Raw genomic sequence first — 14,519 nt, forward strand, 5'->3', positions numbered from 1 at the left:
CGAGAGGTTAAGCGAGCGTTCTCCGGCCGTTGCGGCTGCTGTGCTGTGAGGCCAACCCCCGCCTGCGGCACGGGCTCGGCACCATCCTGCTCAGCCGCCGAACGCGGCGAATCCCACGTCGGCACGTCGATCTCCGTCTGTCCGCATGGCCTGCCTGCGCTCCCCGCACCGTGACCGGAAGCTCTTTTGCGGTGTCCGCTCCACCACCCCCGCCCCCTTCATGTTGGGACCTCCCATGCCATCGATGAAAAGACGCCGTTTAGCGTTCGGTGCAACCCTCGCCCTGCTGCTGGCCAGTGGCGTCGTGGCGGTCGGTGGTGCCTCCGGGACCGCCGCCACCACCACCGGTGCGTCCGCCGTGCCCCCGGGCGTCACCCCCACGCCCGTGCTGCGGGCACTCGACCTGTCGGCTGCCAACCGCCGCGCCCCGCTGCCCGGGCTGCCCGACTGGAGCAAGGCCGGCTACCGCGGCGGCCAGCCGCTGCCCGACGCCACCGACATCAACCCGTCGGCGTCCTGCCAGATCACCCCGGCCCAACTGGCTTCCACGTACGGGGTGGTGCCGAATGACGGCAAGGACGACACCAACGGCATCCAGGCCGCCATCGACAAGCTCAAGAGCACCTGTTCACCGACCAACTCGTACACCAAGCTGTCGCTGATCACCTTCCCGGCCGGTGTCCTCAACGTCACCCACGAGATCGAGGTCGACGCCAACTACACGATCCTGCGCGGCTCGGGCAGCGATCCGGCGACCGGCACCTCGTTCGAGTACCGCCCGGATGCCAACACCCTGTACGACACCCTGACCCCGGACGGCACCGACTCCGACGGGGACAACATGACCTCGGGCGACGGCACCATGGGCTGGGCCTGGCCCGGTACCGGCCTGTTCCGGGTCAGCTCCCGCACGGTCGACCCGTCCTACCAGTCGGAGTACAACGCCGCGCCGGCCAACCGCAAGGAGATCTTCCTCGGCTCGATCAACCAGCACTGGAAGGCCGGCGTCAAACTGCGGGCCAAGCCGGGCGAGACCACGTACGCCGCCCGGCAGGGCGACACCGTCGTCTACCTGGCGACCAACGCCAACATGACCAACTTCAAGGTCGGCGGCTTCGTCAATATGATGGCCGCCAACTCGCAGAAGTTCTACGCGTCGATGGACGCGGTCAGCACGACGTACCCCGAAGAGAACCTGCAGATGCGGCAGCAGATCTTCACCATCAGCGCGGTCGACACTACCAACCACACGGTCACGATCGACAAGCCGCTCGAGTACGACATGCCGATCGACTCCACCTCGGACGGTTCGGCGCCGATCGACGGCTCGGTCTACGCCAGCCAGGCGTCGCCGATCGTGGAGCCGGTCGTCGGGGTCGGCCTGGAGAACTTCTACATGACCCAGCCGATGTCGAACCTCAACCAGGCCGACTCGGTGCAGAACTACGGCAACATGGACCCGCACGCCGAGATGAACGGCATCGTCCTCAAGTGGGCGGTGAACGACTGGGTGCAGGGGATCCGCAGCTATATGACCGGCTCCCACCCGATCGTCACCGAGGAGGCCAAGAACGTCCAGATCCAGGACAACTTCCTGGACGGCTCCTGGAACAAGGGCGCCGGCGGCCGGGGCTACTTCCGCGGCTCGCGGGTCTGGGACTCGCTCTACGCCGACAACGTCACCCGCAACCTCCGGCACTTCACGTTCCAGTGGTCGGCATCGGACAACGTGGCGATCGGCAACGACATCGACTCCGACTTCAACCTGCACGGCGGCTACGAGCGCCGCAACCTGATCGAGCTCAACACCCAGGCCGTGCCGTACGACCACCGGGCCGGCAACTGCAAGTCCAACTGCGGCGACGACGGTGGCGCCACCACCACGCCCGACACCTCCAACTGGTTCCCGATCTACTGGACCGCGGGCCAGAAGGGCATCAAGTGGTCGGGCGCGGCCGGACCGCAGAACGTCTTCTTCGACAACACCATGACCAAGCAGTTGTCCGCGGGCGGGCCGTACCAGCCGTACTACCCGCTGAAGAACACCATCTACCAGTTCGGCGTGGCCGGCCCGTCCGGCGGCGTCTACCACCCGCTCGACGTGGGCGGCACGCCGATCACCGACTGGGCCAAGAACGAGCAGAACGACTACACCGGCGGGCACGGCGTCGACGCGTCCCGGACCGACACCGGTCAGTCGCTCTTCCTCAAGACGGTGGCCCCGGTGACCAGTGGACCGACCACCTCCCCGACACCCACGCCCACGCCCACCCCGACACCCACCTCGACGCCCACCTCGACACCGACGTCGACTCCGCCGAGCAGTACGCCGCCCACCTCCCCCGGGAAGTCCTACGAGGCGGAGAAGGCGACCCTGGGCACCGGGACCACGGTCACGAGTTGCGCGCACTGCTCCGGCGGCAAGAAGATCAGCTTCCTGGGCAGCGCCACCTTCTCGGTGACCGCACCCACCGCCGGCACCTATCCGATGACCATCTACTTCATGAGCGTCGGCAGCGTCCACACCGCGACCGTGACCGCAGGCGGCGTCACCCAGACCGTGAACTTCCCGGCGACACCGGACTACAACACCGTGGTCACCCTGAAGGTCCAGGTCACCCTCAAGGCCGGCACCAACTCCCTCGCCATCGCCAACACGGCGGGCACCGGCCCCAACCTCGACCGCATCGTCATCTGACCCAGCCAATCAACGACCCAGCGACCCACGACCCACGACCCACCGACGCCCCGGGGCCATCCGCGCCCCGGGGCGTCTTCGGCCACCGCCCGCGGCGGCGCCGCGCCAACGCAGGGCGCCTACGCGGCGGCCGTCGTGCCCGGCTGCTGCGCGTGCTCGGCCTGCGCCGCCTCCAGCAGCGCCCGCCAGGATTTGACGGTCGGGCGGCGGCGCCGCAACTGCCGCCGCTCCCGGGCGGTCAGCCCGCCCCAGACCCCGTGGTCGATCTGCTCGTCGAGGGCGTAGCCCAAGCACGCGGTGCGGACCTGGCAGCCCGTGCACACGGCCTTGACCCGCTGCTGCTCCGCTCCGTCCACGAACATCACGTCAGGATCTTCCAGCTTCCGGCACAACCCCTGCGCCGCCCAGCCCTCTGCGTCCACCAGCGCCGTCCTCTCCCCTGATCCGGCCCTTGACCTCACACTCTACGCAGAACAAGGGACGGCAGGGAATGCTGATGACCGCGGCTCCGTCAGATGCAACCCGGTCACGCCCCGGGACGTGTGTACGAGTAGTGATCGACAGCCGCTGCGGCGGCCGACCCGATCGTCCCGTCAGAATCGTCCCGTCAGAGAACTGGAGCTCGTCTTGCCTTCCCGCTTCCTCGGCTCTCCCCGTCCATCCGCCGGCACCCGGCGCCGCGCCCGTGCCGCCGCCTCCGCGGTGGGCGCGCTGGCGGCCACCGCCTCGGTCCTGCTCGCCGCCGGTCCGGCCGGCGCCGCTTCGGCGGCGTCCGGTCCGGCGCCCGACTACCCCGGTCTGCGGCAGGCGCTGGCGAGCGTGGTCGCGGCCGGCTCGCCCGGGGCCTTCGCGCTGGTGAGCGACCGGGGCGGCGCCGGCGGGACGGTCAGCACCGGGACCGGCGACCTGGCCACCGGGGCGCCGGTGGATCCCAGGGGAAGGTTCCGGGTCGGCAGCATCACCAAGAACTTCACCGCCGTGCTCACCCTGCAGCTCGTCGCCCGCCATCAGGTCGACCTCGACGCGCCCGCCGTCGGATACCTGCCCGGGGGCGTCCTGCCGGCCGGCTCCCCGATCACCGTGCGGCAACTGCTGGACCACACCAGCGGCCTGTACGACTACAGCAACGACCTTCCCGGCATTCTGGTCGGCGACACCGTCACCGGCTACCAGCAGTTCCGCTACCGCACCTACGCCCCGGCCGACCTGGTGGCGGGAGCCCTGACCCACGGCTCGCAGTTCACACCCGGCAGCCAGTACGCGTACTCCAACACGAACTTCGTGGTGCTCGGCCTGCTCGTCGAGCACGTCACCGGGAAGCCCTACGCCAAGCTGCTCACCGACCGGATCCTGCGGCCCGCGGGCATGACCGCCACCTCGTTCGTGGTTCCCCGCACGGACATCGCCGGCCCGCATGCTGTCGGCTACCTCACCCAGGACGACCGCTCCGAGCCGCTGTTCGACGCCACCGAGCAGACCGCCTCGTGGATCTGGACCGCGGGCGCCGCCATCTCCACCACCGCCGACCTCAACCGCTACTGGCGGGCCCTCACCTCAGGGGCGCTGCTGCCCGCCGCGCAGCTCGCGCAGATGGAGACCACGCAGCCGGCCGACACCACCGGCACCTCGTTCTACGGCCTGGGCATCCGCCAGTACACCCTCTCCTGCGGCATCCAGGTGTACGGCCACGACGGCATCCTCCAGGGCTACCAGACCTACTCCTACACCACCAAGGACGGCTCCCGGCAGCTCACGGTCTCGGCCGACGCCTCCAACAACTCCACCGTCTTCGCCGCCGAGCGCACCGCGCTCGACCCGGTCTTCTGCGGAGCCCCGGCGTCCCCCTCGGCCACCCGCAGGTCCGCCGCGGCGGCCGTCAACGTCGCCCGGGAGGAGACCACCGGCCTCACCCCCTACTCGCTCCACCGCTGATCCGACCGCGCGCCGCCGACGCGGGCCCCACCGTCCCCACGGCGGGGCCCGCGCTTGACGCCCCCTCAGACCTCCAGCACCCGCCGGGCCCGGTGCAGCGGCTATGCCGGGCGGCGGGTGGTCGAGTGGGCTGCCGGCTTCGGTTTCGGCTTGGGCTTCGGCTTGGGGACGGCGTGGTGGGCCGCCGATGCGGAGGGCGAGGCGCTGACGCCCGAGGGCGGGGTGCTGTGGCTGTCCTTGCCGGCGACGGAGGCGTAGATGATCAGTCCGATGAACGACAGCACGAACAGCGAGACCAGCGCGCATCCTCCGGCCGGGCTGATGCCGATGAAGCCGACCAGCAGCCCGAAGAACAGGAGCAGAGTGCCAAGGCCGAGTGAGGCGGTCAGGTACTTCGAGTCCGCCACTGCCGCCGGTCCGCCGCCGAGGTCGCGGACGAAGGTGGCGCGGATCTCGTTCGGCGTGTGATTGAAAAAGAATCCCCAGATGAACGTCGCAACAACGAAGATCTTCGCTCCAATATCACCCAGTTTCAGGACCTTCGCCAGCCCCACGGCATCTTCGATATCGATTCCGGTGACCATGACGAGCAGCCCGATCCCGAACATGACGCAAATAGCAATGAATGCGCCGTGGAAGTCGGCAGGTCCGCTGAATCCATTGAAGACCCCACCGGTCGGAGAGCTGACCGTACCTTTGAAATCCTTCAGCTTGGTCAGGTCGACGGCCGCTGCGGCCGAGTGTGCAGGCGGGCTGTAATCGATCCCGTACAGCCCGGGAAATGCTAACCACAAAAGGGCGAAACCGCTCCCGCCCATGAGGAATCCCGCTCTGGCTCTGCTTTCCATGACCGCGTCCCACCCCCGAGAGAAAACGTGCCAACGCTGGTATATCAGTGCCGGTACGCCCCGCGGAGCAGAAGTCAGACTTTGGTCGGGCAGGTTTCTTCGGCAGCGCGTCCCGGCTTGGAGCGGAACTCATGATCCTTACCGCCTCCGGGCCGCTGTTCGAGGGCTCGGCCGATGCGGCTATTATCGCGGACCGAGGCCATGGGGTGACGCCTCGTGGATTACCGGAACAGGTGGGGGATATGACGCGCTGGAAAGCGCTTCCTGCAGGGCTGGACCCGGCAGTGGTGCAGTTCATCGGGGTATTGCGCCGGCTCAAGGATGACAGCGGACTGACCCACCGGCGCCTGGCGGCCCGCACCGGGTACAGCGCCTCCTCCTGGGAGCGCTATCTGGGCGGCAAACAGCTTCCCCCCAGCGGCGCGGTCGAGGCACTGGCCGCGCTGGCGGGAGCAGATCCAGTGCGCCTACTGGCACGTCACGAAGCCGCGGTCGACGCCTGGCGCCGCAGCACCTACCCCGTCCCTCCCGACCAGGGGCAGGAGCGGGAGCAGGAATCAGGCAGTGCCGAGGGCACCACGGCCGATGACGGGCCCGACCGGAGCGACCCGAGCGGGTCGGCAGCCACGGCCGGAGGTAGGAAGTCGGTATGGACGCGGGTGCGGTCGCGGGCACCGCGCCGACGCGGCCCGACGCCGCGGTTGGTGCTGACGGCCGTGGTCTCGGCGGCGATCGGGGCTACCCTCTCCGGGCTGATCGTCAGCTCCGGGCAGGGCAAGCCCACAACCCTGGCCGTCCATCCGGTCGCCGCCCACCCGGTTGCGCTGGTGCCCAGTCAGATCCCCTACACCTGCACCTTTGTACGCCGGGACGGCCTCTGGTACGCGGGGAACAGCAACACCCGCACCGCGAACGTGGTCGTCGACAACACCGGACCCGAGGTGGCCGAGCTCCAGTGCCTCCTGGAGCGCATTCACATCTCCCCCGGCGGCATCGACGGCGACTTCGGCCCGCTGACCTCCTACGCCGTCATCCAGGCCCAGAAGACCCTGCACCTGGACGTCGACGGCCAGGTCGGCCCCAAGACCTGGGCTGCGCTGCGCAAATGACACAGACGCCTCCCCCCGAATGCACCCGGCTGGCCCTGGAGTTGCGCGCCCTGCGGGGACGCGCGGGCCTGGCCCTGTCCGCGCTGGCCGCCGACTCGCCGTACAGCAAGTCGTCCTGGCAGCGCTATCTGTCGGGCCGTTCGCTGCCGCCCTGGCCGGCCGTCCAACTGCTGTGCCGTGCGGCAAACGAGCCGGACGCACGAGCGCGTGCCCTGTGGGAACTGGCCGAGGCAGCCTGGAGCCGGCGCACCACCACCCACCCGCAGGCCCCCGCCACCACTCCCGAGTCACCGGCGCACAGCAGTCTCCCCCAGCCCGCCCAGCCGGACCCTGCCGACCAGCCCGACGGCTCGGCCGCCGACCCGCCCGTCGACTCTCCGGACCCGACACTGACCCGCCGCCGACGGGCCCGGCAGCGTCCGCGCACCGCCGCCGCGGCCCTCGTCGTCGCCGTCGTGGTCGGGCTGTTCGGCTGCGTGGCCCTGGTCCTGACCCTGGCCGCCGTGCACAACCGGGGCCGGGCCCCCGCCCCGGGCCACACCGTCAGGTCCGCCGCCGTCTCCACGGGCTTCCATGTCGCCTGCACCGGCACCGCCTGCACCGGGGACGATCCCCAGACGACCGGCTGCGGTGTCGAACCGCAGACCCTTCTCCACACGCAGCAGCCGGGCGGCTTCGGCTTGGAAATCCGTTACAACCCGCAGTGCCGGGCGGCCTGGGCCCGTGTCTGGAACGCGCACCCCGCGGACCGGCTCACCCTCACCACCGCGGGCCAGCCCACCCAGCACGTCGAGGTCACCCACCCCGGCGACATCGATCCCTTCGTCTACACCCCACTGATCGCCACCACCACCCCAGGCCCCGCCCTGACCGCCTGCCTCACCACCCCGTCCGGGGCGAAACTCGGCTGCTACACCGCCCCGCGGCCCTGACCCGCGAATCCCAGGACCCACCCGAACACGCACCACGCCCCTGCCCGTTACGCCGGACGCGACCCGCGGCACCGTCAAATCCACCGGCATCATTGCAGGTCAGTACAGGTGATGACCCGTAAGGTCGGCACTTGGCTGACCGTCATGGCCTCCGGCACGCCCAGGCTGCAAGCTCGGTGCCGCAACCACTCACCACCACTGTGGAGAAGGTCCATGACCCGCACCAAGAAGAGCGGCCTCGCGAAGACGATCGGCATCCTGACCGCCGCCACCTCGCTCGCGCTGATCGGCTCCGGCATCGCCCAGGCGAGCACCAGCTCGGTCTGGTACGCGAAGCTCTCCTACGGCCAGGAGGGCAACTCCAACCTCGTCCAGGCCTCCACCAACGCCCAGTCCTGCTGGTCGTGGCGCAGCGCCACCTCGGACGCGAACATCTACATCATCCTGTTCGACGAGACCGCCAACACCCGTCTGTGGCAGAACGACTACGAGAAGATCGCCCCCGGCGGCCACCCGGCGTTCATCTGCTCGCCGATCGAGGGCGTCCGCTCGGGCGACAAGGTGCAGACCATCGTCAAGGAGGAGAACACCAACAACTCCGTGTCGGGCGTCTACTCCTGGGTCCAGACGGACCAGTGAGGTCAAGCGCCCCCTGGTGACTGCGGTCCGAGACAGCCACCAGGGGGCGCCATCGCTGTCCTGCTGCGCCGGCAGCAGCGGCAGCCGTCGCTGTCACGGTCCTGACCTGCCGTCCGATCGATGGCGGCGCGGTCGGCCTTGACAGCGGCGGAGCGAAGGCGGAGCGTATGGCAACGTTGTCATAGGTTCACACCGCCAGGCGGAGTCGAGTCGGGATGCTCGCTCCGTCGCGGCCGCTCGGGAATGGATCTGCCGCATATGTCGCATCAGCCGCCTCACCTCACCCGCCGGTCGGTCGTCGCCACCGGATCGACCCTGCTCGCAGGTTTCGGCCTGGGGCTGGCGTTCCCCGGGAGCAGCTTCGCCGCGGACCCGGCGCGAGCAGTCACCGGCGTCGGGCCCGAGGGCGCAGCCGCGTCCGGGGAGTTGGCCGCCTACCGCCCGGTCGCGGTGTCGTCCACCGACTACGCGCCCACGCCCGGCGCCTTCGTGGTGGACAAGCTGAGCTCGGTCGGGGTGAAGGGCAGCGGGTGGCGGGCCGCCGCCGGCGACCCGCAGTGGATCTCAGTCGACCTCCAGGCCGACTGCGCGGTCGACTCCCTCCGCCTCACCTTCGAAGCCGCCCAGGGCGACCCGGTGTTCCTCCCGTCCACCAGCGGCAACTGGTCCGACGGCACCACCGGCCAGGAGATCCTGTCGAGCTACGCGGTGGACTTCGTCGTCGAGACGTCCCGGGACCAGCAGGCGTGGACCAGTGCGTACCGGACCACCTCCGGCACCGGTGGCGTCGTGGACATCACCCTGGACAAGCCGGTCACGGCCCGCTGGGTGCGGCTGACCGTGCGCAAGCGCTCGACCACCAACCCGCTCGGCCTCAACGGCTTCGAGGTGTACGGCACCGCGCCCGGCCACCGGCCCGCGGCCACCGGCTGGACCGACTGGGGCACCCACGACCACCAGGCCCCCGAGCTGACGGCCGCCGCGGACGGCACCGTCCCGCTGGAGTCGGGCTGGACCCTGACCATGGACGACTGGGCCGGCGGCGAGGGCGCCGACCTGTCCCGTACCACCGTCGACACCAGCGGCTGGCTTCCGGCGACCGTGCCCGGCACGGTGCTGGCCTCACTGGTCGACCAGGGCCACCTGCCGGACCCGGTCTCCGGCCTGAACAACCTGCTCGTCCCCGAGGCGCTGTCGCGCCACTCGTGGTGGTACAAGCGCGACTTCCGCCTTCCGCACGGCCTGGACACCGGCGCCGGCCGCCATGTCTGGCTGGAGTTCGACGGGGTCAACCACCAGGCCGACATCTGGCTCAACGGACAGCGGGTGGGCGGCCTGACCTACCCCTTCGCCCGCTCCGCGCACGACATCACGGCGCTGCTGGCCGACGGCGAGCAGGCACTGGCCGTGAAGATCACGCCCATGCCGATACCGGGCAGCCCCGGTGACAAGGGACCGGCCGGGCAGTCCTGGGTGGACGCCGGGGCGCAGCAGATGAATCTCAACTCACCGACCTACCTGGCCGTTTCCGGCTGGGACTGGATGCCGGCCGTGCGCGACCGGGTCTCCGGGATCTGGAACCATGTGCGGCTGCGCTCGACCGGACACGCCGTCATCGGCGACCCCCGGGTGGACACCAGCCTCCCGGACCTGCCGGACACCGGCAGCGCCGAGGTGACGATCGTGGTGCCGGTCCGCAACGCGGACACCGCCGACCACCGGGTGACCCTCTCGGCCGCGTTCGACCACGTGTCGGTCTCCAGGACCGTCACCGTGCCGGCCGGCCAGAGCGTCGAGGTCGCCTTCGCCCCCGACGCCTTCGCGCAGCTGAAGCTGCGGAATCCCCGGCTGTGGTGGCCCAACGGCTACGGAGACCCCGACCTGCACGACCTGACGCTGACCGCCTCGGTCGACGGGCAGCAGAGCGACCGGCGCGAAACCCGCTTCGGCATCCGCCAGTTCGGCTACGAGTACGAGGTGCCGCTGCCCTTCGTCGCGACGGGCGACGCATACACCCAGTCCGTCGACCTCGGCCCGCAGCAGGCCGCCCACCTGCGGATCAGGTGCCTGACCCGGGCCACCGGCTGGGGCAGCTCGCTGTGGTCGCTGTCGGTCTTCGACAGTTCCGCGCCCGGCACCGACCTGGCCCTGCACCGGACCGCCACCGCCTCCAGCTTCGACGAGGACGACCACCAGCCCGGCAACGCCACCGACGGGGACGCCGGCACCCGCTGGTCCTCGCAGTACGCGGACGACCAGTGGATCCAAGTGGACTTCGGCTCCTCGGTCGCCTTCGACCGGGTCGACCTGACCTGGGAGCAGGCGTACGCCCAGACGTACCTGGTGCAGGTCTCCGCGGACGGCTCGACCTGGACCGATGCGAAGTCGGTGGACAACTCGGTGGTACCGCTGCCCTTCAACAGCGGTGACGCGAGCCTGCAGACCGAGGACTTCACCGCGCGGACCGCCCGCTACGTGCGGCTCCAGGGCGGCATCCGGGCGACCAGCTGGGGCAACTCGCTGTGGTCCCTGTCGGTGGTCGACAGCTCCGCGCCCGGCACCGACCTGGCCCTGCACCGGACCGCCACCGCCTCCAGCTACGACGAGGACGACCACCAGCCCGGCAACGCCACCGACGGCAACCTGGGCACCCGCTGGTCCTCGCAGTACGCGGACGACCAGTGGATCCAGGTGGACCTGGGCTCCTCCCGGTCCTTCGACCGGATCGTCGTCGTCTGGGAGGCGGCCTTCCCCAAGGCGTACACGATCCAGGTGTCCGACGACGGCAAGGCCTGGACGGACGTGAAGTCCGTGAACAACGCCCCCGTGCCGCTGAAGATCAGCGTGAACGGCGTGCGGGTCTTCGCCCGCGGCGGCAACTGGGGCTGGGACGAACTACTGCGCCGGATGCCCGCCGCGCGGATGGACGCCGCCGTGCGCATGCACCGCGACATGAACTTCACCATGATCCGCAACTGGGTCGGCTCCAGCAACCGCGAGGAGTTCTTCGCCAGTTGCGACGAACACGGCCTGCTGGTGTGGAACGACTTCCCCAACGCCTGGGGCATGGACCCGCCGGACCACCAGGCGTACAACGACATCGCCGCGGACACCGTGCTGCGCTACCGGATCCACCCCTGCGTCGTGGTCTGGTGCGGCGCCAACGAGGGCAACCCGCCGGCCGCGATCGACACCGGCATGCGGACCGCCGTGCAGTCGCAGGCGCCCGGCATCCTCTACCAGAACAACTCGGCCGGCGGCATCATCAGCGGCGGCGGCCCCTACAACTGGGTCGAGCCCGCGCAGTACTACGACCCGTCCACCTACGGCAGCGGCGGCTTCGGCTTCCACACCGAGATCGGCATGCCCGTGGTCTCCACCGCCGCGAGCATGCGCAACCTCGTCGGCGACGATCCGGAATGGCCCATCGGCGGCGCCTGGTACTACCACGACTGGAGCATCCACGGAAACCAGGCCCCGCAGAACTACCAGGCCGCCATCGAGACCCGTCTCGACACCGCCACCGGCCTGGACGACTTCACCCGCAAGGCACAGTTCGTCAACTACGAGAACACCCGCGCCATGTTCGAGGCCTGGAACGCCCACCTGTGGGAGGACGCCAGCGGCCTGATGCTGTGGATGTCCCACCCGGCCTGGCACAGCACCGTCTGGCAGACCTACGACTACGACTTCGACGTCAACGGCACCTACTACGGCGCCCGCAAGGCCTGCGAGGCCGTCCACGTCCAGGCCGACCCCGACAACTGGCAGGTCCTCGCCGTCAACCACACCCCGCAGGCGCTCAAGGGCGTGACCGTCACGGCCCGGACGTACGACCTCGGCGGCCGACAGCTCGGCTCCGCCCGGCAGACGAAGGTCGACCTCGCCCCGTCCAGCACGGCAGCGGCGTTCACCGCGGACTGGGCCGGCAGCCTGCCCGACTTCCACCTGCTGCGGCTGAGCCTGCAGGGCAGCCGCGGCGAACTGCTGTCGGAGAACACCTACTGGCGCTACCGCGACCCGGCCGACATGAAGGCGCTCAACAGCGCCAAGGCGGCGAAGGTCTCCGCCACCGTCGGCCGACCCTCCGGCTCGGGAACACGCCGCACCCTCGACGCGACGCTCCGCAACCGCGGCACAGCGGTCGCGGTGATGGTGCGGCTGTCGCTGCTGGACGACCGCAGCGGGAAGCGGGTGCTGCCGACGCTCTACGGCGACAACTACGTGTGGCTGCTGCCCGGCGAGTCCCGCACCGTCACCCTCTCCTGGCCCGCGGAGGCGCTGCCCTCGGGCCGGCCCGCCCTGCAGCTGGAGGGCTACAACGTCCCGCGGGCGGTGGTGCGGGCCTGACACCGTCCAGGACGTCCCCGTGGGCCGCCGCGACCTCCTCGGCGCGGCGGCCCACGCGCGCCCGCACGGGATCAGCACCCCGGCCACGGGCCCGTCCACATTGCCTCCTACGATGCACACGGCAACGGTGCCGTGCCTCAAGGAGGAAACGTTCATGCACGCCCGGAAGATCGGCGCGGTAGCCGCAACCGCAGTGGCCCTGGTGGCGGCCCGCGACCTCGTCCAGAAGAGACACGCACTGCTCCGCAACTTCCCCGTGCTCGGGCACGCCCGGTACCTGCTGGAGACGGTCGGGCCCGAGCTGCGGCAGTACATCGTGACCTCCAACGAGGAGGAGCGCCCGTTCAGCCGCGACCAGCGCAGCTGGATCTACGCGTCGGCGAAGGAGGAGAACAACTACTTCGGCTTCGGCACCGAGGTCGACGTCGAGCACGTACAGGGCCACGCCTACATCAAGCAGCGCACCTTCGCCGCCGGCGCCCTGCCCGACGCACACGACCCGCAGGCCCACCTGCCCTCGGCCAAGGTGCTGGGCGGCCCGCGCGGGCGGGCCAAGGCGTTCCGGCCGTCGAGCGTGGTGAACATATCGGCGATGAGCTTCGGATCGCTCTCCGGCGCGGCCATCACAGCGCTCAACAAGGGGGCAGCGCTGGCGGGCACCATGCACAACACCGGCGAGGGCGGCCTGTCCGAGTACCACCGAAGCGGCGGCGACATCGTCCTGCAGATCGGCACGGGGTACTTCGGCTGCCGCAACGAGGACGGCAGCTTCAACCTCGACAAGCTCAAGGAGGTGGTCGCGAGCGCGCCGGTCAGGGCGATAGAGATCAAGCTCTCCCAGGGTGCCAAGCCGGGTCTGGGCGGGATGCTGCCCGCCGCCAAGGTGACCCCGGAGATCGCCGCGATCCGCGGCATCTCCGTCGGCAAGGACTGCGCCTCGCCGTCACGGCACTCCGCCTTCGGCGACGTCGACTCGATGCTCGACTTCGTCGAGTTGCTGGCCGCCGAGACCGGTCTGCCAGTCGGGGTCAAAAGCGCGGTCGGGGAGATGGGCTTCTGGCAGGAGCTGGCCACGCTCATGGAGCACGGTGACCGCGGCGTCGACTTCGTGACCGTCGACGGCAGCGAGGGCGGCACCGGCGCCGCGCCGCGGATCTTCGCCGACTCGGTGTCGCTGCCGTTCCGGATGGGCTTCTCCCGGGTCTACGGCACCTTCGCCGAGCTGGGGCTGACCGACCGGCTGACCTTCATCGGCTCCGGCAAGCTCGGCCTGCCCGAGAACGCCGCGGTCGCCTTCGCCCTGGGCGCCGACATGGTCAACGTGGCCCGCGAGGCGATGCTGTCGATCGGCTGCATCCAGTCGCAGAAGTGCCACACCGACAAGTGCCCCACCGGCATCGCGACCCAGAACCCGTGGCTGGCCCACGGCCTGGACCCGGCGTCCAAGTCCGCCCGGGCCGCCGCCTACCTGCGCACCCTGCGCAAGGAGCTGACGAAGGTCTCGAGCGCCGTCGGCGTCGCCCACCCCGCCCTGATCACCGCCAACGACATCGAGATCCTGAACGGCGACTACGAGGCCCGCACCCTGGCCGGCGTCTACGGCTACAAGGACGGCTGGGGCGAGCTCGGCCCACACCTCGCCACCGACCTCACCGAGCTCCTCACCGCCGCGAGGCCGACACTCTGACGCCCCGTCTGCCGGGGCGGCCAGCTGCCGGGGGCGGCCGCCCGTCTGCCTGGGCCGGCCGCCCGTCTGGCCTGACCGGCCACCGGCCCGGGCTGGCCACCCATCTGCCCTGGTCCCCCATATGCCCTGGCCGCCCACCTGCCCTACCCTCCCGCCTGCCTACCCCTCCAACGGTGCCCTCCCGCCCTACCGCTTGCCCTGGACCTCCCACCCTCTGCCCACCTTCCCGCCAGTGCATCTGCCCTCCCGGCCGCCCCCTCCCCCGCCTGCCCGCACCCCCGCACCCCCGCACCCCCGCACCCCCGCACCCCCGCACCCCCGCAC

Annotated in this window: 9 protein-coding genes; 7 read left to right on the forward strand and 2 right to left on the reverse strand. The window is 70.4% G+C overall.

Going from position 1 to position 14,519, the window contains the following annotated elements:
- Positions 1-244 precede the first annotated feature (244 nt).
- Positions 245-2,698, forward strand: coding sequence for a hypothetical protein (locus ACEZDG_RS04870; protein ID WP_380502770.1), 2,454 nt, complete (start codon positions 245-247; stop codon positions 2,696-2,698).
- Positions 2,699-2,817: 119 nt separating this feature from the next.
- Here the strand turns inward: ACEZDG_RS04870 and ACEZDG_RS04875 are convergent, their stop codons facing one another.
- On the reverse strand, positions 2,818-3,060 hold the full coding sequence (locus ACEZDG_RS04875; protein WP_380502773.1) for a WhiB family transcriptional regulator: 243 nt from the start codon (positions 3,058-3,060) through the stop codon (positions 2,818-2,820).
- Positions 3,061-3,325: 265 nt separating this feature from the next.
- Here ACEZDG_RS04875 and ACEZDG_RS04880 point away from each other — a divergent pair, with 265 nt between their 5' ends.
- On the forward strand, positions 3,326-4,630 hold the full coding sequence (locus ACEZDG_RS04880) for a serine hydrolase domain-containing protein (RefSeq protein WP_380502776.1): 1,305 nt from the start codon (positions 3,326-3,328) through the stop codon (positions 4,628-4,630).
- A 101-nt stretch (positions 4,631-4,731) separates the two neighbouring features.
- On the opposite strand, the gene ACEZDG_RS04885 is transcribed toward ACEZDG_RS04880, so the two are convergent.
- Entirely contained in the window at positions 4,732-5,478 is a 747-nt protein-coding gene (locus ACEZDG_RS04885) for a hypothetical protein (RefSeq protein ID WP_380502779.1), read from the reverse strand.
- A gap of 242 nt (positions 5,479-5,720) precedes the next feature.
- Between ACEZDG_RS04885 and ACEZDG_RS04890 the strand changes: the two genes are divergently transcribed.
- The 5 genes from ACEZDG_RS04890 to ACEZDG_RS04910 all read left to right on the forward strand — a co-directional run bounded on the left by ACEZDG_RS04890 (position 5,721) and on the right by ACEZDG_RS04910 (position 14,195).
- Entirely contained in the window at positions 5,721-6,587 is an 867-nt protein-coding gene (locus ACEZDG_RS04890; protein ID WP_380502782.1) for a helix-turn-helix domain-containing protein, read from the forward strand.
- Positions 6,584-7,519: an XRE family transcriptional regulator gene (locus ACEZDG_RS04895; RefSeq protein ID WP_380502785.1), complete on the forward strand. Its 936-nt coding sequence runs from the start codon at positions 6,584-6,586 to the stop codon at positions 7,517-7,519. Before ACEZDG_RS04890 ends, ACEZDG_RS04895 begins: the two co-directional genes overlap by 4 nt.
- Before the next feature lie 213 nt (positions 7,520-7,732).
- Entirely contained in the window at positions 7,733-8,158 is a 426-nt protein-coding gene (locus ACEZDG_RS04900) for a hypothetical protein (RefSeq protein WP_380502787.1), read from the forward strand.
- A 258-nt stretch (positions 8,159-8,416) separates the two neighbouring features.
- Positions 8,417-12,508: a discoidin domain-containing protein gene (locus tag ACEZDG_RS04905; protein ID WP_380502790.1), complete on the forward strand. Its 4,092-nt coding sequence runs from the start codon at positions 8,417-8,419 to the stop codon at positions 12,506-12,508.
- A gap of 154 nt (positions 12,509-12,662) precedes the next feature.
- Positions 12,663-14,195, forward strand: coding sequence for an FMN-binding glutamate synthase family protein (locus tag ACEZDG_RS04910; protein WP_380502793.1), 1,533 nt, complete (start codon positions 12,663-12,665; stop codon positions 14,193-14,195).
- Positions 14,196-14,519 lie beyond the last annotated feature (324 nt).

It is taken from the genome of Streptacidiphilus alkalitolerans (assembly GCF_042511045.1).
In the GTDB taxonomy this organism is placed as follows: Bacteria; Actinomycetota; Actinomycetes; order Streptomycetales; family Streptomycetaceae; genus Streptacidiphilus; species Streptacidiphilus alkalitolerans.